The sequence below is a fragment of the Zobellia galactanivorans genome, assembly GCF_000973105.1.
Taxonomy (GTDB): domain Bacteria; phylum Bacteroidota; class Bacteroidia; order Flavobacteriales; family Flavobacteriaceae; genus Zobellia; species Zobellia galactanivorans.
On the sequence record NC_015844.1, the window covers coordinates 4680442 to 4704064 of the forward strand.

13 protein-coding genes are annotated in these 23623 nt (G+C 43.3%); 10 read left to right on the plus strand and 3 right to left on the minus strand.

The annotated features are described in order from the left end of the window. A complete protein-coding gene (locus ZOBGAL_RS18740; protein WP_013995309.1) occupies positions 1 to 528 on the minus strand; it encodes a KdsC family phosphatase in 528 nt (175 codons plus the stop codon). After that, positions 512 to 1276, minus strand: coding sequence for a Rossmann-like and DUF2520 domain-containing protein (locus tag ZOBGAL_RS18745; protein ID WP_013995310.1), 765 nt, complete (start codon positions 1274 to 1276; stop codon positions 512 to 514). Before ZOBGAL_RS18745 ends, ZOBGAL_RS18740 begins: the two co-directional genes overlap by 17 nt. Before the next feature lie 297 nt (positions 1277 to 1573). On the opposite strand from ZOBGAL_RS18745, the gene ccsA reads away from it, so the two are divergent. Beyond that, entirely contained in the window at positions 1574 to 4777 is a 3204-nt protein-coding gene (ccsA, locus tag ZOBGAL_RS18750) for a cytochrome c biogenesis protein CcsA (RefSeq protein ID WP_013995311.1), read from the plus strand. Positions 4778 to 4788: 11 nt separating this feature from the next. Here the strand turns inward: ccsA and ZOBGAL_RS18755 are convergent, their stop codons facing one another. After that, on the minus strand, positions 4789 to 5373 hold the full coding sequence (locus ZOBGAL_RS18755) for an RNA polymerase sigma factor (RefSeq protein WP_013995312.1): 585 nt from the start codon (positions 5371 to 5373) through the stop codon (positions 4789 to 4791). Between the two features lie 119 nt (positions 5374 to 5492). Here ZOBGAL_RS18755 and ZOBGAL_RS18760 point away from each other — a divergent pair, with 119 nt between their 5' ends. The 9 genes from ZOBGAL_RS18760 to ZOBGAL_RS18800 all read left to right on the plus strand — a co-directional run bounded on the left by ZOBGAL_RS18760 (position 5493) and on the right by ZOBGAL_RS18800 (position 23540). Beyond that, positions 5493 to 6644 (plus strand): FecR family protein, encoded by a 1152-nt coding sequence (locus tag ZOBGAL_RS18760; protein WP_013995313.1) that lies wholly within the window; start codon positions 5493 to 5495, stop codon positions 6642 to 6644. 168 nt (positions 6645 to 6812) lie between these two features. Then, positions 6813 to 10187, plus strand: coding sequence for a SusC/RagA family TonB-linked outer membrane protein (locus ZOBGAL_RS18765; protein WP_197541278.1), 3375 nt, complete (start codon positions 6813 to 6815; stop codon positions 10185 to 10187). 4 nt (positions 10188 to 10191) lie between these two features. After that, complete coding sequence (locus ZOBGAL_RS18770; protein WP_013995315.1) at positions 10192 to 11973, plus strand: RagB/SusD family nutrient uptake outer membrane protein; 1782 nt, start codon at positions 10192 to 10194, stop codon at positions 11971 to 11973. 352 nt (positions 11974 to 12325) lie between these two features. Beyond that, entirely contained in the window at positions 12326 to 12856 is a 531-nt protein-coding gene (locus tag ZOBGAL_RS18775) for an RNA polymerase sigma-70 factor (RefSeq protein WP_158499752.1), read from the plus strand. A gap of 191 nt (positions 12857 to 13047) precedes the next feature. After that, entirely contained in the window at positions 13048 to 14175 is a 1128-nt protein-coding gene (locus tag ZOBGAL_RS18780) for a FecR family protein (RefSeq protein WP_013995317.1), read from the plus strand. A 104-nt stretch (positions 14176 to 14279) separates the two neighbouring features. Further along, positions 14280 to 17720, plus strand: a complete 3441-nt coding sequence (locus tag ZOBGAL_RS18785) for a TonB-dependent receptor (protein WP_046287596.1) — start codon at positions 14280 to 14282, stop codon at positions 17718 to 17720. 3 nt (positions 17721 to 17723) lie between these two features. Then, positions 17724 to 19394, plus strand: a complete 1671-nt coding sequence (locus ZOBGAL_RS18790; RefSeq protein WP_013995320.1) for a RagB/SusD family nutrient uptake outer membrane protein — start codon at positions 17724 to 17726, stop codon at positions 19392 to 19394. Positions 19395 to 19396: 2 nt separating this feature from the next. Continuing rightward, positions 19397 to 21925 carry an alkaline phosphatase D family protein gene (locus ZOBGAL_RS18795; protein WP_013995321.1) on the plus strand — a complete coding sequence of 843 codons (2529 nt, stop codon included), beginning with the start codon at positions 19397 to 19399 and terminating at the stop codon, positions 21923 to 21925. Positions 21926 to 21977: 52 nt separating this feature from the next. Then, the gene (locus tag ZOBGAL_RS18800) at positions 21978 to 23540 is read left to right on the plus strand and encodes a sulfatase family protein (RefSeq protein ID WP_013995322.1); all 1563 of its coding nucleotides are present in this window, start codon (positions 21978 to 21980) and stop codon (positions 23538 to 23540) included. Positions 23541 to 23623 lie beyond the last annotated feature (83 nt).

Consider the following 23623-nt stretch of genomic DNA (forward strand, 5'->3'; position numbering starts at 1 on the left):
TCAATCGTTTGCTGCGCTAAAATTGCCGGCCCAATCGCCCTTTACTTTCAGTACTTGTTCAATGACGTCCCTGACACAACCTTCGCCGCCATTTTTATGGGAAACGTACATTGATATCGCCTTTACTTCGGGCACCGCGTTTTGAGGGCATGTTGGGAGGGCTACCCTTTGCATGGGGGGGATGTCGGGAATGTCATCGCCCATGTACAACAGGGTACTCGTATCGATGCCGTGAATGTCCATGTACTCTTCCAATACCTCCATTTTATGGTGGGCCCCCAAATAGATATCGGTGACTCCCAAGGCTTGCAGACGCTTACGTACCCCTTCGTTGGTACCTCCGGAGATAACGCAGATCTTATAACCTTTTTTCAGGGCGGTCTTTACGGCGTAACCGTCTTTGACACTCATGCGTCGCAGCATTTCGCCATCGGTGGTTATCACTAAGGTGCTATCGGTAAATACACCGTCAACATCAAAAATAAAGGTATCTATATCTTTAAGGTACTCTTTATAGCTCTTTTCCATAAGTTGTTTGTATTGATTTGCTCAGGAGTTCATAAACTGTTTTGAACTCGGGATTTTTTATTTGTTCTAAATGCTTCGTGATCGTTTTGGAGTCGTTTCGCCTGGCCGGTCCGGTCTGCGCGGCGTAAGGTGAAAGGGTCTCTATTTTTTTTGCGGTTTCCTGAATGAGGGGGGCCAGAATTTTAAATGGAACCTTGTTCTCTTCGCAAATTTGTGCGCCTATATGGTATAGGTGATTGGTAAAATTGTTTACAAAAACGGCGGCCAAGTGAAGGCTTCTTCGCTCTTCGGTCCCTATCTCATACACACTTTCGGAGATGCGGGCCCCGAGTTCCTTTAATAAATTTAAGTCTTTCTCGTTTTTGGCCTCTACACAAATCGGCACCTTGCTAAAATCGACCGGATTGGACGGACTAAAAGTCTGTAAAGGATAAAAGACCCCGCTTCTTTTGTGTCGCGAAAGTTCTTCCATGGGGGTGCTTCCGGAGGTGTGCGCCACCAATTTATTTTTATCCGTAAGAAGCTCTGATACAGTTTTTATGGAGTTGTCACTTACTGCGATAATATAAATATCGGCGTCCGCTAGTGCCGAAAAATCGGAAGACGTTTGGACCTGTGTTGCAAACTTGGATAGGGCTTCTTCGTTCCGGCCGACAACTTCTACGACCTTTACGCCGTCGGCCTGTAAAAAAGCCTTGAATAAGTGAGTGGCCACATTGCCGGTACCTAAAATACTAAGCTTGATCATGGGGCGAAAATAAGCATATATTTACGTATAGAAGGCTTTGTTCCTTTGAAAAATATGCTTTCGCCAGATAGCTTGAACATTGCAAATAGAACGGGGAGTTTTTTGTAAGATAAGCGATTCGTAAAAAGAGGCCCCAAGGTTTTATATTTTTGAAATGGACTTCTTTTTTTCAAAAAGACTTCATAAAATTTTCACTTATAATTAACAGTATTGTCAAGACTTTAGGGCTGTCAATTTTCCTGTAAATAATAAAAAGGGCGTATTTTTGCGTGCTGAAAACCAATTCAGCTGCTGACGATGAACATGCTCAAAAAATTCTTTTTCTCCACTCGCTTGATGTCCGTTCTTTTTATAGTCTTTGCGATAGCAATGGGGCTAGGCACTTTTGTCGAAAGTAAATATAGCACTGAAACGGCTAGGATCTGGATATATAACGCGTGGTGGTTTGAGGCGATCATGGTCTTTTTTGTCATCAATTTTATCGGGAACATGTTTCGCTACCGTCTTTTGAGGTGGGAAAAATGGGCGGTCTTGGTACTTCACCTTTCATGGATATTCATTATCATAGGGGCTTTCGTTACCCGATATATCAGTTATGAAGGGGTAATGCCCATACGTGAGGGGAATTCTGAAAAAATATTCTATTCCGATAAGACCTATCTAACGGCCCATGTTGAAGGTGAGGTCGAAGTAGAGGTAGATGGTGAAGAGAAAAAGGAGTTCCAAAGAAAAACGCTTCAAGAAGATATCATTGTTACGCCTGAGGGACTAAAATCGAATTTACCCTGGAAATCGGACTTCAAAGGGATTCCTTTTACCATTTCATATGTAGATTTTATCAAAGGGGCCAAACAAGGATTGGTTCCCGATGAAAACGGAAAAACCTATTTAAAGATCGTTGAGGCCGGAGATGGCCAGCGTCACGAGCATTTCTTGGAAAGCGGGACGGTTACGAGCATTCATGGCGTACTTTTCGCCTTGAACAAAGAAACCGATGGCGCTATCAACATTTTTGAGGATAAGGGCGAATATAAGATCAAATCCGCTTTTGACGCGAGCTTTATGCGTATGGCCGACCAGTTTCAGGGCCAAGTGGCAAAAGATAGTTTACAAGAACTGCAATTGCGCTCCTTGTACAATACGGCGGGTATGCAGTTTGTTATTCCCGAACCGGTAGTAAAAGGCAAGTATGGCGTAGTTAAAGTGCCTAAGGAGGAAGTGACCGATGCTACCATGGATGCCTTGGTCGTTGAAATTAATGTCAACGGTGAAAAAACCAGGCAAAAATTATTGGGAGGTAGGGGTAGTGCCGATTTTACCGATAAGATAAGTTTGGGCGGTCTTGACTTTAAGCTTAGTTATGGCTCTAAAATTTACGAATTGCCCTTCAGTATTAAACTCAACGATTTTATAGCTGAAAAATACCCCGGAACGGAACAGGGCTACAAATCTTTTATGAGCAAGGTGACCGTAGAAGATGACCGTCCGTTCGACTATAGTATCTATATGAACCATATTTTAGACCACAGGGGCTACCGCTTCTTTCAGTCGAGTTTCCATCCCGATGAAAAGGGAACGGTCTTATCGGTCAATCATGACCAATGGGGAACCGGCATCACTTACTTGGGATACTTCTTACTTTATATCGGACTTATGGGGATTATGTTCTTTGGAAAAACACGCTTTAAGGATTTAGGGGCATCGTTGGAAAAGCTCAAGGGCAAGAAGGCCAAACTTACCGGTATTCTTGTTCTGGGAATGTTATTGAACGTCAACGCCCAAGAACATACCGCCGATGACGGTCACGACCATAACAGTTCCGCACCTACACAGCAACAGATCGATTCAGTGTTGCGTACGACCATCGTATCTAAAGACCATGCCGAAAAATTCGGAAAACTGGTGATCCAAGACGATGGCGGGCGAATGAAGCCGATCAATACATTTTCATCGGAGTTGCTTCGAAAACTTAGTTTAGACGATATTTATAAGGATATGAATGCCGACCAGGTATTCTTATCGATGATGTTGCGCCCTGCCGCATGGTATAACGCCCAGTTTTTAGCGGTCGACAAAAAAGGAAAGAACGATAGTATAAGGCACGTAATCGGTATTCCGGAAGGTCAGACCCACGCCAAGGCTACCGATTTCTTTGATGAAAAGGGAAATTACAAATTGGAGCCCTTTTTGAGACAGGCTACCGCGACCAATATTCCAAATCAGTTCGACAAGGACCTTAAAGAGGCCAATATCCGTTTGAGCCTTTTAGACCAGGCCTTAAGTGGTAGGATCGTAAAGATCTTCCCCTTGTTGAACGACGAGAACAACAAATGGATTTCGGCCGTGGAATTTAGGGGAGGCCAATACCAGGTTTCCGATTCCCTTTATGCCAATTTTATAAAGAATTCACTTCCCTACTACCTAATGACCTTGCGCAAAGCCAAGGAAACAGGTGATTACACTGATGCCGATAAGCTTTTGGAGGCCTTTAAACAGAACCAATTGAACCACGGTGCGGAAGTCTTGCCCTCACAGGCCAAGATCAATACAGAAGTGGTGTACAATAAGCTCGATATTTTTAACTACCTCTACCGCTTATATGCCATGGTAGGAGTGTTGATGTTCTTTGTGTTGATTTTCCAGATCTTTAAAGACCGTTCCATCTGGCGCGCCACCGTTTACTTTTTTAAGGGAACGATTTTTATTCTGTTCCTGTGGCATACGGCAGGGTTAATATTGCGTTGGTATATTTCAGGACATGCACCATGGAGTGATGCCTATGAGAGTATTCTGTATGTATCGTGGGCAACCATGGGGATGGGACTACTTTTTGCGAGGAAAAGTGATATGACTATCGCTGCATCGGCTTTTGTTGCGAGTATGCTATTGACCATAGCCCACTTGAATTGGGTCGACCCTGCAATTTCCAATTTGGTTCCCGTACTGGATAGTTATTGGCTAATGGTACACGTTGCGGTTATTGTGGCGAGCTATGGACCGCTTTCCGTAGCCATGATCCTAGGTTTGGTCTCCTTGATTCTTATGATTTTTACGAATAAGAAGAACAAGGCGGCAATGGAGTTGAATATTAAGGAATTGACCATAATTAACGAATTGTCGATGACGGTAGGTTTGGTCATGTTGACCATAGGGAACTTCCTTGGGGGGCAGTGGGCCAATGAAAGTTGGGGGCGATATTGGGGTTGGGATCCCAAGGAGACCTGGGCACTGATTTCGATTATGGTGTACGCTTTTGTACTTCATGCACGCCTGGTACCCGGTTTGCGCAGCAAATGGACCTTTAATTTTTTAAGTGTTATAGCCTTCGGTAGTATTATGATGACCTACTTTGGGGTGAACTACTATTTGGTCGGACTGCACAGTTACGGACAGAGTGGTGCCGCGGCCATAACACCCGATTACGTATGGTACATTGCTCTCGGAGCCGTGATTCTCGGGGCTATCAGTAATTGGAGGTATAGGGTCAACTATGTAAAATAGCCCTTAGGGTTTTAGTTAGGCTTTGTCATTGGGTATAGAATAAAGAACATACTTTTGTATTCGGTCGCGAGCTCCTTTCTCAGGGTAGAAAAGGCTTTGGTAATCTGGGCCTCGACCGTCTTTATGGAAACGTTGAGATGGTGGGCAATCTCTAGATTGGTCAATCCTTCATTTCTGCTGAGCAAGAATACTTCCTTGCATTTGGGAGGAAGGTTTTCTATTTCCCTTTTAATTTTTGAAATCACTCCTTCCAAGGAAATATCGTCATGGGCGGCCGTAGCTTTTTCCAAAGCATTGAAGTACTTCTGCTCCAACACCATTGTTGAGCGCTTCTTTTTGTATTGGTTGATAAACTCGTTATGTACCGATTTGAAAAGGTAATTCTGTAAAGAGGCCGTAATACTTATTTTTTTGCGCTGCTCCCAGGTCCTTAAAAATACATTTTGCAATATATCTTCTGCCAAAGCATGATTGTTGGTTAAGGTCAAGGCATATCCATACAAGCGTCTGTTGTAATGGTCGACCAAATAAATGAAAGCTTCTTCTTCTCCGTTTTTTAATCGCTCAATTAAAAATATATCCTTTTCGTTATTCATAAAATATTAAGGTTGGTCATGGTCTTAAGGGGGAATTATTACAAATATGTAAAAAAAATTACAAAATAATTAGGGTATTGTGAATTTGCTTTGTCATTACTAATAGAAAAGGCATAAATGTGATACTTCCAGAAACGGAAAACCGTATTTTAAAATATCTGACCAACGAAGCAAGTGCTGATGATCTGGACTTTCTGTCCGATTGGATTCTCGTGAGCGAGAACGAATCACGCTTTGAGGCATATGTTAAAATATATTTTGAAACAATGTTGGCTATGAACGAACCGGATACGGACAAGATAAAGAAAAAGCTTTTAGAGGAAATCAAACGTGATAAACGGAAGACCTCTGGTGCGCGGTTTCAAAATATGCTCAAATATGCCGCTGTGGCCGTTTTGTTCTTGACTATTGGCTATTTGTACCAAATCGATTTCTTCGGCAAAAAGAAAAACGAGGCCCTTGTTCCGGGCGAAGCCCAGATAACCATAACCATGGACAATGGTACGGTAGAATCTTTGGACCCCAACAGAAAAGGAAAGGTTAAGGATGCCAAGGGCAATGTGGTAGGAAATCAAGACAAGGGAAAACTGATTTACACGGGGAACCCCAACTCCAAAGAATTAGTCTATAATACCTTACATGTGCCCTATGGCAAAAGGTTCGATCTTGTTTTATCTGACGGCACCCGTGTATTTTTAAATTCAGGGACTACCATGCGTTACCCGGTTACATTTCATAAAGACAGGGATCGAACGGTTTTCTTGGAAGGGGAGGCCTATTTTGAGGTAACCAAGGATGATGGCCACCCCTTTGTGGTCAATGCCGATGAAATGAACGTAAAGGTGTTGGGTACAAAATTCAACGTTTCCCATTATCTCGAAGACTCAAGTATCAACACCGTACTTGTTGAAGGGGCCGTGGAGCTACACAATAAAGGAAGCCTTAGTGGAGAAGCTGTGCCTCTTGAGCCGGGATTTAAGGCGGAAATGAATAAGGGTGACACCGAGATTTCCATAGAAAAAGTGAATACCAGGGTATACACGGCATGGATCCAAGGAAAACTGATTTTTAGGAATAGTTCTTTTCGACAGATACGCCAGACCCTAGAAAGAAAATACAACATCAAGATCCATAACGGGAACAAAAATCTCGATGAACAATTGTTCGATGCCACCTTTGACATTGAATCGATCGATCAAATACTGCAGTCGTTTAGTAAAAGTTATGCCATAACCTATAAAATAATAGACAATGAAGTGATCATAGAGTAAAAATGACCAAAAGACCATTGGGGCAAAAAAAATCGGAAAATGCGGACACATTTCCCGATTAGCTTAAAGTGGTCTAAACTAAATTAAACCAATTAACACCGTAAAATTATGAAAAAACTCTTTAACTCAAGGGGTGTGTGCGTATGCACGTTAAAATTAAGCTTGAAGATGAAACTTACCGTGCTTCTTACGATAATATCCTTGTTTCAAATACAGGCCAATACGTATTCCCAATCCAAAAAAATATCGCTTGATATGCCCGATGCTACGGTGCAAGAGGTCATTCAAGAGATAGAACAGCTCAGTGACTATAAGTTTCTGCTAAACAGAAAAGACGTTGACCTTTATCGGGAAGTATCGATAAAAGTAAAGAAGAAGTTGATTTCTACTATTTTGAACGAACTCTTTGAGGGGACCAATATTCGATTTGAGGTCTTGCACAAGCAGATTATTCTAAAAAAAGCCAAAATCCCCATAAAAAAACCGGTCGTACTTCCCTTAACGGGACAGTCCTTGCCGGTTATAGATCAGTTTTCGGTTTCGGGAATGGTTACCGATGAAGACGGAAACCCGCTACCGGGGGCAAATATTGTAGAAAAAGGCACGACCAACGGGGTAACCGCTGATTTTGATGGTAATTTCTCGATTGAATTGGCCGATGAAAATGCCACCTTGGTGATTTCCTATATCGGTTTCTCTACAATGGAGGTGTCGGCCGAAGGGCAGGCGAACATCAACGTACAATTAAAAGAGAGCGCCGCCGGCTTGGAAGAAGTGGTAGTAGTAGGTTACGGAACGCAAAAGAAAGTTACCCTTACCGGGGCCATTAGCAATTTAAAAGGCGAGGAAGTACTGAAATCACCAACAACCAACGTCAGTCAGGCCCTAGGGGGAAGAATGGCAGGGGTAACTACGGTTCAAAGAAGTGGTGAGCCGGGTGCCGATGATACCGTTATTAGAATCAGGGGCTCCAATACCTTAGGGGATAATTCCGCCTTGGTCGTTGTTGACGGTGTTCCCGGGCGTTCGTTGTCAAGGATCGACCCAAATTCCATAGAAAGCATCACGGTACTGAAAGATGTTTCCGCGGCAATCTATGGTTCTCAAGCGGCCAATGGGGTCATATTGGTCAAAACAAAAAGGGGTAGATTGGGCAAGCCGTCTTTGACCTTCAATTATAATCAGGGGTTTAATCAGCCAACAAGGATTCCTGAAATGGCCAACGGCTCCGAATATGCTAGATTGCAAAGTGAAATCGATATTTATGCCGGTCGATCGCCGCGTTATTCCGATGAAGAAATTGCCATGTTTTCTTCCAACTCTGACCCATGGCTTTACCCGAATACGGACTGGTTTGATGAAGTTTTAAAACCCTGGTCGGGTCAGAAAAATGTAAATGGTCAAATATCAGGTGGAGGTGAGTATGTCAACTATTTCATTTCCGGGGGATATAAGTTTCAAGACGCCTATTATCGCAATAGTGTAAGTAACTATAAACAATACGATTTCAGGACCAATATCGATGGGAAATTTTCCGATAATATTTCTTGGGGCGTAGACCTCTATGGAAGATTTGCCGATACAAATTCCCCTACACAGGGTTTTGGTGCCATATTTAGAACTACCACCGTGGGTAACCCGAACATTCCTGCAGTCTGGCCCGATGGTAGTCCCGGTCCCGACATCCTTGGAGGTCAAAACCCGGTAACCATAAGTACAGGTGCCGCGGGCTTCGATGAAACAAAAAACTACTCACTGAACAGTAGTTTTAAGTTGAATTTTAAAATTCCGTGGATCGAAGGGCTTTCACTTAACTTAAGCACGAATTTTGATAAATCCTTCGAAAACAGAAAACGCTTCGAAACACCATGGGAAGTAAATTCATGGGACCAAGTGAGTTATGATGCGAACGACAAGCCTATTCTAAATTCGGCCATGGTTCCGTTCAATGACCCGAGATTGACACAGTATAGTGCCGAGAAACAATCGCTCCTCACCAATGCCGTCATGAACTACGAGACAACCTTTAACGAGATACATAATATCAAACTTCTTGGTGGGGTTGAATCAAGGGAAGACAAAGGAGGCAATTTTAATGCCTTTAGGCGTCATTATGTTTCGAGTACCACCCCAGAATTGTTCGCGGGAGGGGACCAGGATAAGGACAATACCGGTGGGTCTTACGAAAGTGCAAGATTAAACTACTTCGGTAGGTTGAATTACAATTTTAAGGAGAAGTTGCTTTTTGAATTCGTATGGAGATACGATGGCTCCTATATTTTTCCCGAGGAAAACAGATTTGGCTTTTTTCCAGGGGTTTCCTTAGGATGGAGGATGTCGGAAGAGAAGTTTTGGAAAGAGAACCTGTCTTTTGTCGATGAGTTTAAAATAAGGACTTCCTACGGACAAACAGGAAACGACCGAATTGGCGAATGGCAGTATTTGGCTTCGTATGGCTATAGCGATTTTATCTACAATTTTGGGGTCAACGAATCGTACAAACTCCTATTTGAAGAAAGAATCCCAAATGAAAACGTTTCATGGGAAGTTGCCAATCAATTCGATATAGGTATAGAGTCGTATTTCTTAGATAAGAAACTCTACTTCGACTTGGCCTTTTTCGACTATAGAAGGTCCGATATATTATGGTGGAGGAATGCATCCGTACCCACTTCGGCGGGTATCAATTTACCTAGGGAGAATATCGGAAAGGTTACCAACCAAGGTTTCGACTTTAATTTGAGCTATCGTGGAAACATCAACGACTTGGGCTATAGCGTAGGCCTAAACGGAGGATATGCAAAAAACAAGATCACCTTTTGGGATGAATCCCCGGGAAGACCTGAATGGCAGCAATCTACAGGGAAGCCTATTCCTACGGTTCCCGAAGATATAGACCAAGACCTATATTACGTGTCCGAAGGTATTTTTAACGACCAAGCTGAAGTAGATGCCACTCCGCATTGGGAAGGGGCACGACCTGGTGATATTATTTTCAAGGATGTGAATGAAGATGGGGTAATCAATGGCTTGGATAGGGTTAGGGACGAAAAAAATAACATCCCTCGTTTTTCAGGAGGCTTGAACTTGGCCTTGAATTACAAACAATTCGATTTTTCCATGCTTTTTCAAGGGGCTGCAGGTGCGGTCAGGTATATTTCTACCGAGTCTGGTCTGATCGGTAATTTCCTTAAGGATTACTACGATAACAGATGGACACCCGATAACCCAGATGCACCGGGCCCAAGGGCGCACAATAGGGACTCCGAATACTGGAGGAACAATAGGAATACCTACTTTCTTCGTAAATCGGACTATTTAAGACTTAAAACTTTAGAACTAGGATATAATTTACCACAGGACCTTTGCGATAAATTCGGAAGTAAGGGAACCAGATTGTACGTAAATGGGTATAACCTCTTGACCTATAGTCCTGACCTCAAGGATTTTGATCCTGAAAGTGACCAACGCAGCTTAAGCGGGGGCTCACAACCTTACCCTGTACAACGGGTTATTAATGGAGGAATTGAAATTAAATTTTAGAACTATGAAAATTAAACATATATATAGATATATAACGCTTGGCTTACTAGGTGTTATTCTGCTTACCTCTTGTGATAAGGATTTTCTTGACAGGAGTCCGAAGAATCAATTTGCCGAAGATGATGTTTGGAGCCAATTGCCGATGATGGAGCAATTTGTCAACGACATATATTGGAACGTAGGGCATAGTTTTGATCGTCCTATGATGTCGGTCTTTACCGATGAGACCATGTTCGATCCGGGATCGGACCAAGGCCACGGGAACGTTGTAAAATCATTGATTACGCCTAGTGATTACCTCGTATTCGATACTTGGTCCCGAACATCTAAAATGCGTTGGGAACATCATTACAAGTATATTCGCGCTTGCAACGTGTTCTTGGAACAAGTGGAGAATAACGAATATGAAGATCAGGAATTCAAGAACCGATTGATCGGAGAAGTACATTTTTTAAGGGCCTATCACTACCACAACCTGGTTTTCCAGTACGGAGGGGTACCATTGATTACAAAGTCTTATGAACTTACCGACGATTTTCTCTTGGCAAGGAACACTTTTGAAGAATGTATTGATTTTATTGTCGAAGAATGTGAAAAAGGCGCCGAATTATTGCCGGAAATGCATGAAGGGTCCAATTTGGGCAGGGCGACCAAAGGGGCGGCAATGTCCTTAAAATCAAGGGTGCTGCTTTATGCGGCCAGTGAACTGTACAATTCTGATGCCGCTTGGGCGCAGGGATATAGCAACCCCGAACTGGTTGGTTATGTAGGAGGATCCCAGACCGACAGGCTAAAACTGGCCAAGGATGCGGCCAAGGCCGTAATGGACATGGGAATTTATAGCTTGTATAAAGGAGAGCCGACCGAAAATGATTCCTTGGCCCGAAACTATGACGAGGTTTTTACATTAAAACAAACACAGGAAGATATCTTTATACGCAATTTTACCGAATCGGGTCAGATTTGGAGTTTGAACATAGGGGTACAAAACCTTCCGACCGGTTATAAGGGGTGGGGAAATATGGCTCCGATCAACGGAATGGTAGATGATTTTGAGATGGCAACGGGAGAGCAATTTGACTGGGATAACCCCGAACATCGCGCGGAACCCTATAAAAACAGAGATCCCCGTTTTTATGTCAACATATTTTTTGATGGGGCCCAATGGAGACAGAGGCCAGAAGACGTTGTGGCGGCCGACCCTTATGGTATTATCCAGACCGGAAGCTACGAGCAACCTGACGGAACTTGGGTAGGTGGATTAGATTCTTTCGATACCCCGGTTACCACCTGGAGCGGAACCCACACGGGCTATTATTTTAGGAAATTTCAAGATATCTCCATAGAAGCCCCTAAAGTGAGGACGACTACCCCATGGAGGTTTATCAGATATGCCGAGATACTATTGAACTATGCCGAAGCATGCGCCGAATTGGGCGAGTATGGCGAAGCAAGAACCTATACGAACATGCTTAGGAAAAGGGTAGGGATGCCTGATTTGACCCAAGTCGATGCCGATCTCGTCGATGCCGTACGACACGAGCGAAAAATTGAATTGATGGGCGAAGACCAACGCTTTTTTGACATCAGAAGGTGGATGATCGCCCCGGAAGTCATGCAAAATGCCTTTGGTGTAGACATCAAATACCACTTGAATGAGGAAAGACCTAGATATAACATTATTCAAGTCCAGGAACGCGAATGGAAAGACCGATTCTATTTTTTTCCGATCAAATTGGAAGAGTTGAACAAAAACGAGTTGTTAATACAAAACCCTTTGTATTGATGGTTTGAACCGCTCGCACGATAATGTGATAAGGTCATATTTCCAATGGGGGCTTAGTTTCCATAGAAGCTTTATCTATGGGATGTTTTTAGAATAAGTTGAGTGAGTTTAAATAGTGGATAATGGGGGCGAAGTTATAATCGCCCCCATTTTTTACATTAAGAACGATAGAAGAAATGGCTGGGAACGGGCTATGCTATTGAAGTATAGGGTAACAAACGTTTGTTATATTGTTTCAAATCGTTATGTTTTCTTTAGAAATTAGTAATTTCCAGTCTATTTTTTATAGATTTAGCATCTTGTTCGCCGTGTGATGAAAATGATAACAGAAGATAGTAGGCTCTTAAAAGGTATGAAAGAAGAAGATAACGCCTCTTTCAAGGCGGTATATGACAAATATGCCAAAGCCTTGTTCTTCTATGCCCATAACATAATTAAGGATAGGGCGGTCTGTGAAGATATTATCCAAGAGGTTTTTATATCACTCTGGTCAAAACGGAAATCGAATACGATAACTTCGTTGAAACCCTATCTTTTTCAAGCCGTAAAATATCAAATTTTCAATCACTTCAGAAATAATAAGTTTTCGAAAGAAGATTTGACCCGTTTGAATATCATTGACGTGTCGATGAACGTTTCCCAGAAATTGGAGTATTCGGAACTTGACCAGATCATACGCGACTACGTGGCCAAATTGCCCAAAAGATGTCGTCATATTTTTGTTCTGAGTCGTTACCAACACAAATCGAATAAAGAAATCGCCGAGGAGCTGGAAATTTCCGTACAGGCCGTAAAAAACCAAATTTCAAAAGCTCTTGCCTTTCTTCGTAGTAATCTTCAGCTAGAGGATGCGGTTTTTCTTTGTCTTGTCCTTCTACATTAATACCGGTCTGATATTATTTACGGCACTGTATTTCAGCCTGTTCAGACTGCTTTTTTGGGTTACTCTGTTTGAGGATTCCCTAATTCTTGCCGGTTAATTTTATTAAATTTTGAAAAAAACGACCATCTGACGTGTACTATCGTATGAGTTTGGGTACTTAATAATGACACCCCCTTTTTAATCGAGTTAAAATGAATGCAAAAAGTGCCAAAAAACTTTTCAAGAAATACGTGAACAATGAATGCTCGCCCCAAGAGATAGAATTGCTCGAACGTTTTCTTGAATCGTACCAAGATAAAGATGCCCTCTTATCCGAATTTAGTTTCGATAACGGAACGAAGCAGGAACTTTGGCAAAAGATAAGTGGCACGACCAAGCCACAAAAGGTAAAGAGATCTTATTTCAATCACTTTGTGTTCAAATACGCGGCTGTGTTTATTGCTTTGGTAGGGTCAATAGTCTTCTTTAAATTTTTAAGGTCGGATACCATTGAGCAACCGACGTTAATTGTAGAAGACAACGCTATCGTATTAAAGACCGCCAACGATCAGATTCGTGAAATCGTTACAGGGAAGGAGGGTATCATTACCGATGCCGAAGGAAACGTTCTGGCATCGCAATCCGATGACCGAATGGAATATCGGGCCAAATCGACTACCGAACTGGTGTACAATGAAATTATTGTTCCTAAAGGAAAAAGGTTCGAGCTAATGCTTTCCGATGGTACTTTGGTTCATTTAAATGCCGATACATCCCTAAAATATCCGGTCAGCTTTATAGCAGGTCAAGACCGAAAGGTTTTTTTAAATGGGGAGGCCTACTTTGAAGTAGCCAAAGACCCCGACCATAAATTTACCGTAGTGGCCAAAGATATGGACGTCCAAGTCTTGGGCACCCATTTTAACGTAAGCTCTTATACCGATGAAGAAAATTATACCGTACTGGCCGAGGGCAGTGTGGCCATCAATGACAAGCGCAATGATGGGGGCGGTGGGGGGCCAAGCATCCTAAAACCGGGTCAGAAAGCGGCTATGGCAGAAGATGCATTGGTCATTAGTGAGGTCGATATCAACGATTACCTGAACTGGCGAAATGGGGATTTAACCTTTAACAATGAGCCCTTCAAAGATATTATAAAAAAGATAGAGCGTCGCTATGGCGTGCGTATTGAAAATGGGTATACCGAATTGGAATCGGTACGGTTCAGGGGAGCTTTTAAGAATGAGAGCATTCAAGATTTACTGGATACCTTTAAAGAAAGTGCAGAGTTCGATTACGAGATAGCCAATAACCAAATACGAATTAAAAAACCCGTGTAATTATGAAGTGACCAAAAACTTAAAAAAATCGGGGAACGCGGCCACGTCCCCCGAATAAGAGTGATTTTAATCCAAGTAAAAACAAATCAAAATCCTTTAAAAATATGGAAAAAAAACCATTGTTTTTCATTCTTATGAAAAACATTCTTAACAAGAATCGTACAGTGAAAATCTCCGTTCTAATGTTTGCTTTGGCTTTGTTCAATCTTCACGCGAATTCCTATTCGCAAAACAAGAAGGTTTCTATAGAGGCCAATAACGAAACTATTGAAAGTGTACTGAAAAAAATAGAGAACCAAAGCCAGTTCCGTTTCTTTTATAAGACCGGACAACTTAACGTGTCTAAAAGGGTGACGCTCAGTATAGAAAAGACCCCGATAAAAGAAGTGTTGCAAATGGTTTTTGGGGATGGTGTCACATACACCATGGTAAAAAATCAGATTGTTCTTAAAAGTAAACGGCCTGATAATCCCATCGAAAATCCACTCCGTAAAAGTAAAATCGATCAAGAGCAACGAGTGGTTACCGGTGTCATTACCGATGAAATGGGTGTGCCCTTGGCGGGCGCAAATGTGGTAGAAAAAGGTACGACCAACGGAGTTACGGCCGACTTTGATGGGAACTTTAGTCTTGAACTGAGCTCCGATGATGCCGTTTTGGTAATTTCCTATATAGGTTTTGCTACAAAAGAGATTCCTGTTGCCGGACAGTCCACTTTTAACATTCAATTAGTGGAAAGCGCCGCTGGCCTAGAAGAGGTCGTGGTAGTCGGTTTCGGTACACAAAAGAAGGTGAACGTTATCGGTTCGGTGTCCCAAGTGTCCTCCAAGGACATTGAGAACAGGCCCGTTACCCAAGTTTCACAAGCCATTACCGGTCAGATGCCCGGAGTTACCGTGGTACAGAGATCGGGCAGGCCAGGTCAAAGCGGTGGTAATATCAGTGTAAGGGGAGTAGGTTCTTTTGGGGCAACACCCGATGCACTGGTCTTAATTGATGGGATAGCGGGTAGTATGAACGACATCAACCCCGATGATATCAAATCCATTTCCGTTCTTAAAGATGCCTCTTCCGCAGCTATATATGGTGCACGTTCAGCAAATGGTGTTATTTTGATTACCACAAAATCGGGTAGCGAGAACAAATTTTCTGTCAATTACAATAGCTATGTCGGTTTTAACGCAGCAACCGAACTTCCTAAATTTGTAAATTCTTGGGAATATGCCGAAATGTATAATATTGCTTCTGGAAGCAACAGTTTTACTGCAGAGGATATTGCCAAGTACAAGGCGCAAGACGATCCCGATAATTATCCCAATACTAAATTTCTTGAAGACCTATTTTCTAAAAATGGGGTTCAAACTTCGCATACCCTTACCCTTAACGGAGGTGATGAAAAGAATAAATACTACGTCTCTGCAGGTATTCTCGAACAGGATGGAATCATCCCGAAAAATAGCTTCAGCCGGTATAATTTCCGTATGAACTTGCAGAATAAATTGGGCGATAAGTTTGAATTGAGCACGCGTTTTTTTGGTTCTGTGGAAAAAAGGGAAGAACCACAGGTAACTGGAAATAAAGGACCGGGATACCAAAGTGAAGCGAATAGGGCTACGGATGCCACAAATAATGCAGGTAGTTTTATGAGCCAATTGGTTTCGAATGCCGTGAGATATCCGGCCATTGAACTCGGGCAAGATTCCCAGGGTAATTTCGGTATCGGACCTGAAAGTGGCGGTACGCCCGTAGCATGGTTGGCCTCTGATTCATATTTGGAAAACCCGCGGACAAAGGCGGGCGTAAACGTAAAGTTGGATTACAAGCCGAACGACAATTTGGTGTTTTCGGCCATTGGGGGATATAACTTCACTTTGCATGAGGAACGCTCGTACTATGCATCACAACGTTTGGACGAGAATATATTTTTAGGACAGTCTTATCTCAATCAGTACAGCAATAAGGAAATCTACAAGACCTTACAGCTTACGGGTGAATGGTCTAAAGAGGTTGGGGTACACGATTTTAGCTTTTTGGGAGGATATTCTTTTGAAAACGAGGAATTTTCCTTTTTCAACGGATACCGTCAGAATTTTGCAAGCAACGATTATACCGTTCTTGACTTGGGTAGTGCCGAAAATCAACAATCGTCAGGCTTTGATGCGGAATGGGCCTTGCAATCGTTTTTCTCCCGTTTGAAATATAGTTTTGATGAACGCTATCTCTTTGAGGCCACCCTTCGTTACGATGGGTCGTCTAGATTCCCAAAAAACAATAAATACGCGGTTTTCCCTGCTGCAGCCTTGGGCTGGAGGGCTTCCCAAGAGTCTTTTTTACAAGATGTATCTTGGTTGTCGAACTTGAAGTTTAAAGCTTCTTGGGGTATTCTAGGAAACCAAAATATCGGAAATTATCCCTATCAAACCGTTTTGGCCTCGGGTCGTGATTACGCGCTTGGAGGGGGACTTTCAACTGGGGCGGCATACTCTACCTATAGGGATGCCAATATCAAATGGGAATCTACCGAAACTACCGATGTCGGTGTTGAAACGGGCTTTTTCGATGGAAAACTGACCTTCAATGCCACCTATTTTAGAAGAAATACCACAGATGTGCTTTTCAAGCCGTCGTCAAGTGTGTCTTCTGTACTTGGGGTGGGTATCAGTGAAACCAATACCGGTGCCGTAAAGAACACAGGATGGGAATTCGATATGGGTTATCGTGACACAAAAGGAGACTTTAGCTATTCGATAAACGGAAACTTTTCGGTGATAGATAACGAGGTAGTAACCTTAGGCCTGGGTAATGTAGAACAACCCAATGGTTACGTGGGTAACGGCTCTGACCTCTTTGTTGGTTTTCCTATGCAAATGTACTATGGTTATAAGACCGACGGGGTATTCTTGAATGATGGGGAAATAGCAAATTGGCCCGATCAATCGGCGGTAAATCCGACCTCTCAGGCGGGTGATTTTAGATATAAGGATATTAGTGGACCCGATGGCGTACCCGATGGAAAGGTCGACCCTACCTATGACCGGACGTATTTGGGAAGTCGTATTCCTAAATATACCTATGGGGCAAATATCAACCTGAACTATAAGAATTTCGACTTTTCCGTTTTTCTTCAGGGCGTTGGGGGCGTAAAAGGACAATTGACCAATTATGCGGGTTATGCCTTCTTTAATCTTGGAAATATTCAGCAATGGCAGATGGATGGTCGGTTTGACCCGAACAATCCGGTGCGTTACCCTGATTATCCGAGACTGGAGGTGGTTACCAATAGTGGGACACCGAACACGACCACTTCTGATTTCTGGGTGATAAACGCAGGTTACCTTCGGGTTAAAAACGTTCAGTTCGGCTATAATTTCCCTAATCCGGTAACCGACCTTATCGGTATTGATAACCTTAGGGTCTATGTAGGGGCCGAGAATTTACATTCTTTCAACTCTTACAGGGACGGATGGGATCCTGAAATTAATTCGGCAGGAGGCTATTACCCTATTTTAACGACCTACACCTTTGGTTTAAACTTAAAATTTTAGAACATGACAAACTTTTTATATACACATAGAACTCGCATATCAGGTTTTGGCAGGTTTGTTGTTTTGGCAATGGTATTGCTAATGGTTTCGGCCTGTGACAAACAATTGGAGCAATTTCCGAGCAACGCCTTTGCAAAAGATAATTTTTGGACTTCGGAATCGAATGCCAATATAGCCCTTACGGGTGCCTATCGCGGCGCTATTGAATACGGTACGCAGGTAGTGCCATCAGACTGGTGGACCTACTGTGGAATTGTTTTTATGGAGTTCGCAACCGATAATGCATATGACCGTAGAGGGGATAATTCAACGCAAAATAGATTGACCAATGGTACGCTTTTACCGAACAATAATGTGGTAAACGGGTACTGGAAAGGCTCGTATAAGCGTATAGCGATTTGCAACGATTTTCTTGAAAACATAGACAACGTACCTATGGATCAAGCGCAAATCGATAGAATGGCGGCCGAAGTACGTTTTCTTCGTGCAGCGACCTATTTTTATATCACCCAGTTCTGGGGTAGTTCGCCCTTGGTTACCAGCACTTTAACACCTGAAGAGGCCAATAACGTAGATAAGGCCACCAAGGCGGAATTGGTGTCTTTTGTAATCAGTGAACTCAAGGCCGCAGCAGAAGATTTACCGTCTTTTGGTGAACTCACCGGTTCAGAGGCGGGGCGTGCGAGCAAACAGGCAGCTTTAGCTTTTTTGGGAAGAATGTATCTGGGCGAAAAGAATTTTATCGAAGCCTCTAAAGTGTACAAAGAAATCATCGACATGGGGGAAAATACCATCGATCCCGACTATGCTTCCCTTTTTACTCCGGTGAATGAGGCCAGTAGCGAGAACATTTTCAGTACCCAATATTTTGGAGGACAAGCGGGTAACGCCTTGCCACAACATGCCTATCCGGCAGTAGCTTCGGGATGGCATATTGTAAACCCCTTGGGAAGTTTGGCCGATGCCTATGGTTTTGATGACGGAACCCCTTTGTCTTATGATGACCCCAAGTTTGATTATGACGATATGGGGGCGAATCGCGATCCGCGTTTTCGATATAACCTTCTTTGGGACGGTTCTTCATTTGGGGATAAAATCTATGATTGCCACCCAGACCATAGTGAATCACTCGATCAGTTGACCTATTCAAAACAAGCCACGAGAACCGGCTACGGACTTCGAAAGTTTTTTGATGAATCGTTCAGCGGTAACCTTCAATCCGATTATGGCGGGAACATTCCTATTATCAGATATGCCGAGGTATTGTTGAGCTACCTGGAAGCCGAACTCGAGGCAGGCAACCCTATTACACAACAATTGTTGGATGAGACGATTAATAAAGTGCGTGGGAGGGCTTCGGTAGGACTTCCTCCTATAACCGAGACCGATGCCGCTGCCCTTCGTCCTATTTTGAGAAATGAAAGAAGGATCGAATTGGCATTTGAAGGCCAACGTCTATGGGATATTTTTAGATGGGGTATTGGTGACGAGGTTCTGGTAGGTGATTTCTGGGGCGCTCCTTTTCCCGATTCTACCCTGTATCCAACCACATCAAAGAAACTCGATCCGCAGTCTAGGTGGTATGTTACTTCAAAGGACTTTAGAGTTGGAATAGATGATGTTTGGCCTATACCGGAATCTGAGGTGAACGTTAATCCTAAATTAGGCAACTAAACATGACGATAAAAAGAAGAAAGTTTATACAAAACCTAGGACTTGCCGTGCCCATGCTGGCAAGTCCTTTAAATCCCATTCTTGCAAAAGAAATGGCTTTTACCAACGAAATGCCACCTCGGAGTGATAGCTCTTCTTTTTTGGTAGATTTCACCAAGCTGAACGAGAGGGTCTGGATCGGTAGTTCTTTCTGGGCCGTACCTATGGAAGATTGGGAAATTAAGAACCGCCGTCTTGAATTTTCAGGAGCGGAAACCCAATCAAGGCTCCATGTACTGACCCATGTACTTGGTGATGGCGAAGGTGATTTTGCCATTTCGGGAAACTTGGGTTTGTTGGAAAACAAAGGCAATAAAGGAGGTGTCGGTTTTGCCATAGGGATTAAAGACCATACCGACCCCGATAGTGTAAAGGCCGCCTGTTATTTTGGAAAAGGTATTTCCGTCGGGGCAACCTTGGAAGGTAAGGCCTACATCGAAGACAAAGTGGAAATACTGCCCACTGGCTTCAATTTCGATAATTTCTCACTAGAGCTCAAAGGAAAGCATACGGCCGGTTCTACGGAACTGACCCTTCTACTTACCGATGCCAACGGAAAGACAAAGCGTTTGCAACATCCTGTAAAAGGGAAGCTGAACGGTTTGATCGCCTTGGAAAACAAGGGGAAACAAAAAAAGGAAAGCACCTTTTGGTGGGGCGGGATGCAATTGTCGGGCACAAAGATCCAACATAGGCCCGAACAGAGTTTTGGTCCCATTTTATGGGCCATGTACACGCTCTCAAGGGGTAAGTTGAAGCTTACGGCCCAACTTCCTCCTATAGGGGCCAAAGATTCACAAAAGGTAGAACTTCAGTTTTTAAGGAAGGGAAAATGGGTAAAAGAGGCGAAAGGCCAGGTAGACCCGGTTTCCTTTACCTCCATTTTTACTATTGACGCTTGGGATGCTTCCGAAGATATCAAGTACCGTTTGCGGTATAGTTTAGATAAAGAACGACATAGTTATGAAGGGGTCATACGTAAAGAACCCTTTGACAGGTCCTTGGTTTTTGGCGGACTCACTTGTCAGCATGCTATGGGCTTCCCGTATCGTCCGCTCGTTGAAAATCTTGAGAAGTCGAACCCCGATATACTTTATTTTTCAGGGGACCAGTTATATGAAGGTAACGGAGGTTATCCCATAAAAAGACAACCCGAGGATAAGGCCATCTTGAATTATTTGGGCAAATGGTATATGTTCGGCTGGGCCTTTGGCGAAGTGCTGAGGGATAGACCTAGTATCTGTACCCCTGATGATCACGATGTCTATCAAGGTAACCTCTGGGGAGAAGGAGGCGAGGGAATCTCATTTGAAGATTGGGAAAATGTACGTGATGCCCATGGAGGTCTTGTACAAACGCCCAACTTTGTCAATGTAGTGAACAAGACCCAATGTGGTCATATGCCGGATGCCTATGATCGGACACCGATGAAATCGAATATCAGTACATGGTATACCCATTTGGTCTATGGTAAGGTAAGTTTTGCCATTGTCAGTGACCGACTCTTTAAATCGGGGCCCGAAATGGTGAGGCCGGGTAAGGGGAGGATCGATCACCTTACCGAACCGGCCAAGCCCGGGGAACTGGAGGGGGATGAACTGACCTTTGTAGGACAACGACAACTCGATTTCTTAAACGATTGGGTAGCGGACTGGAAAGGGGCCAATATGAAAGTGTTGCTCAGCCAGACCTTGTTTTCGAATGTGGGAACACATCACGGACCCAAAAAACAGTTTCTATTCGGAGACCTCGATTCGGGCGGGTGGCCGAAATCAAAAAGGGACAAAGTAATTGAGACCATTAGAAAAGCCTGTGCCTTTCATATTAATGGAGACCAGCATTTGCCTTTTGTGGTACAATACAGTATAGATGAGCCTAGGGATGGGGGATGGACCTTTTGTACACCGGCCATTTCCACAGGATACCCAAGGTGGGGACAACCCGATTCGGTAAACGTTCCCTTTACGGATCGCCCCGAACACGGTTTGCCGAATACAGGCTGCTACCGCGATGGTTTTGGTAATGATAACTATATTTATGCGGTCGGAAATCCAACCGATGATTTTGATGAAGAGACCGATCGCTACAAAAGGGCACAAAAGAAGTCATCGGGCTATGGTATCGTTACTTTTGATACCATGGAACGGACCATAAAAATGGAAGCCATTCGCTTTTTGGCCGATTTGGAACGTACTTCCGAGGCAAATACCTTCCCAGGATGGCCCTTGACCATTCAACAAACTGATAATGATGGTCGACGTCCCGTTGGGTATCTTCCTAAATTGAAAATGGCCATCGCCGATCAAGTCGTGAAGGTCATTAATGAAGACACTAAAGAATTGGTGCACGCCATGAGGGTAAAAGGTGATACCTATGTCCCTTCAGTTTATCAATTGGGCAAATACACTATAGTCATAGGAGAAGGAGACACGAAAAAAACCATAAGTGGTATAGAAATAACTATTGATTCTAGAAAGGTGATTTCTGTATAGGTGAAAAGCTATAAATTTGAGTGTAAATTAATTTATAAATACAAAACGATTCATGACAAGTTTAAGGAATTATTTTTTGAATGGCGCCATCCTGTTACTGGTGTTGTCGGGCTGTAAGTCCAAAGAGGAAAAAACGGTCGTAAAGGACGATAGTCCCAAGCAACCCAATATTGTCTTCATTTATATGGATGATTTGGGATATGGCGACCTAAGTGCATATGGCGCCACTGAATTGAGCACGCCCAATATCGATGCCTTGGCAGAGGGCGGTGTGCAGTTCACCAACGGTTATGCCACCTCGGCTACCTGTACGCCAAGTCGCTATGCCATACTCACCGGACGCTATCCTTGGAGGAACAAAGATGCCAAAATACTTCCGGGCACGGCTCCTTTGATTATCAGTACCGATCAACTGACCGTTCCGAAAATGCTTAAGGAAAAAGGCTATACTACGGGTATCGTAGGTAAATGGCATTTAGGTCTGGGAAGCGGAAACGTAAACTGGAACGAAAGGGTTTCCCCTGGTCCAAATGAGGTTGGTTTCGATTATTCCTATATTTTGGCGGCCACTCAAGACAGGGTGCCTACCGTTTATATTAAAGATGGCCATGTTGACGGTTTAGATCCCAACGACCCTATAGAAGTGAGCTACAAAGAAAATTTTGAAGGAGAACCTACAGGATTGGAAAACCCGGAATTGACTACAATGAAATGGCATCACGGTCATAACAACAGCATTGTGAACGGTATTCCACGTATCGGATATATGAAAGGTGGGGAAGCGGCAAAATGGAGCGATGTAGATATGGCCGACCACTTTTTGGCCAAGGCCCAAGCCTATGTTAAAGATCATAAAGACGAGCCCTTCTTTTTATACTACGCTTTGCAACAACCTCACGTACCGCGCACGCCACATCCACGATTCGCAGGAAAGTCGGGAATGGGTCCACGTGGCGATGTTATTCTTGAAGCGGATTGGGTTGTTGGTGAATTCATGAAGACCTTAGAGGAACAAGGTCTTTTAGAGAATACCTTAATCGTATTTTCCAGTGATAATGGCCCTGTGGTAAATGATGGCTACTATGATGATGCGGTAGAGAAGCTAGGAAACCACAAACCATCAGGTCCTTTGCGTGGTGGAAAATACAGCTTGTTCGACGCAGGTACACGCGTACCTTTTATTACATATTGGAAAGGCAAGATCGCTCCGGCCAAATCGGAGGCCTTGGTATGTCAGGTAGATTTACTTACCTCAATGGCCGCTTTGGTAGGTAGTGATAAAAAAGGCGAGGATAGCGAAAACTTTTTGGACGTCCTAATGGGGAAAAGCGACCAAGGTAGAACAGAATTGGTTTTAGAGGCGGGTTCAAGAACGGCTTTTAGAAAAGGGGACTGGGCCATGATCCCTCCTTATAAAGGTGCTGCCATAAACAAGCAGGTGAATATAGAATTGGGTAATGATAGTGAATATCAACTGTACAACCTTAAGGATGATATTGGCCAAACCAAGAACTTGGCCAAGGAAAACCCTGAAAAACTTCAGGAAATGATTCAAGGTTTTGAAGCCATAAGGGGAAAGAATGACGTTGAGATCAAAGAACTGGAGTTGAAATAATCGATTCTTAAACGGTCTTGTCTTTCGTGATTTTTATCGAAGGATACCTCACAGTTCACCCATAACCTGAGTTCGATTAATAA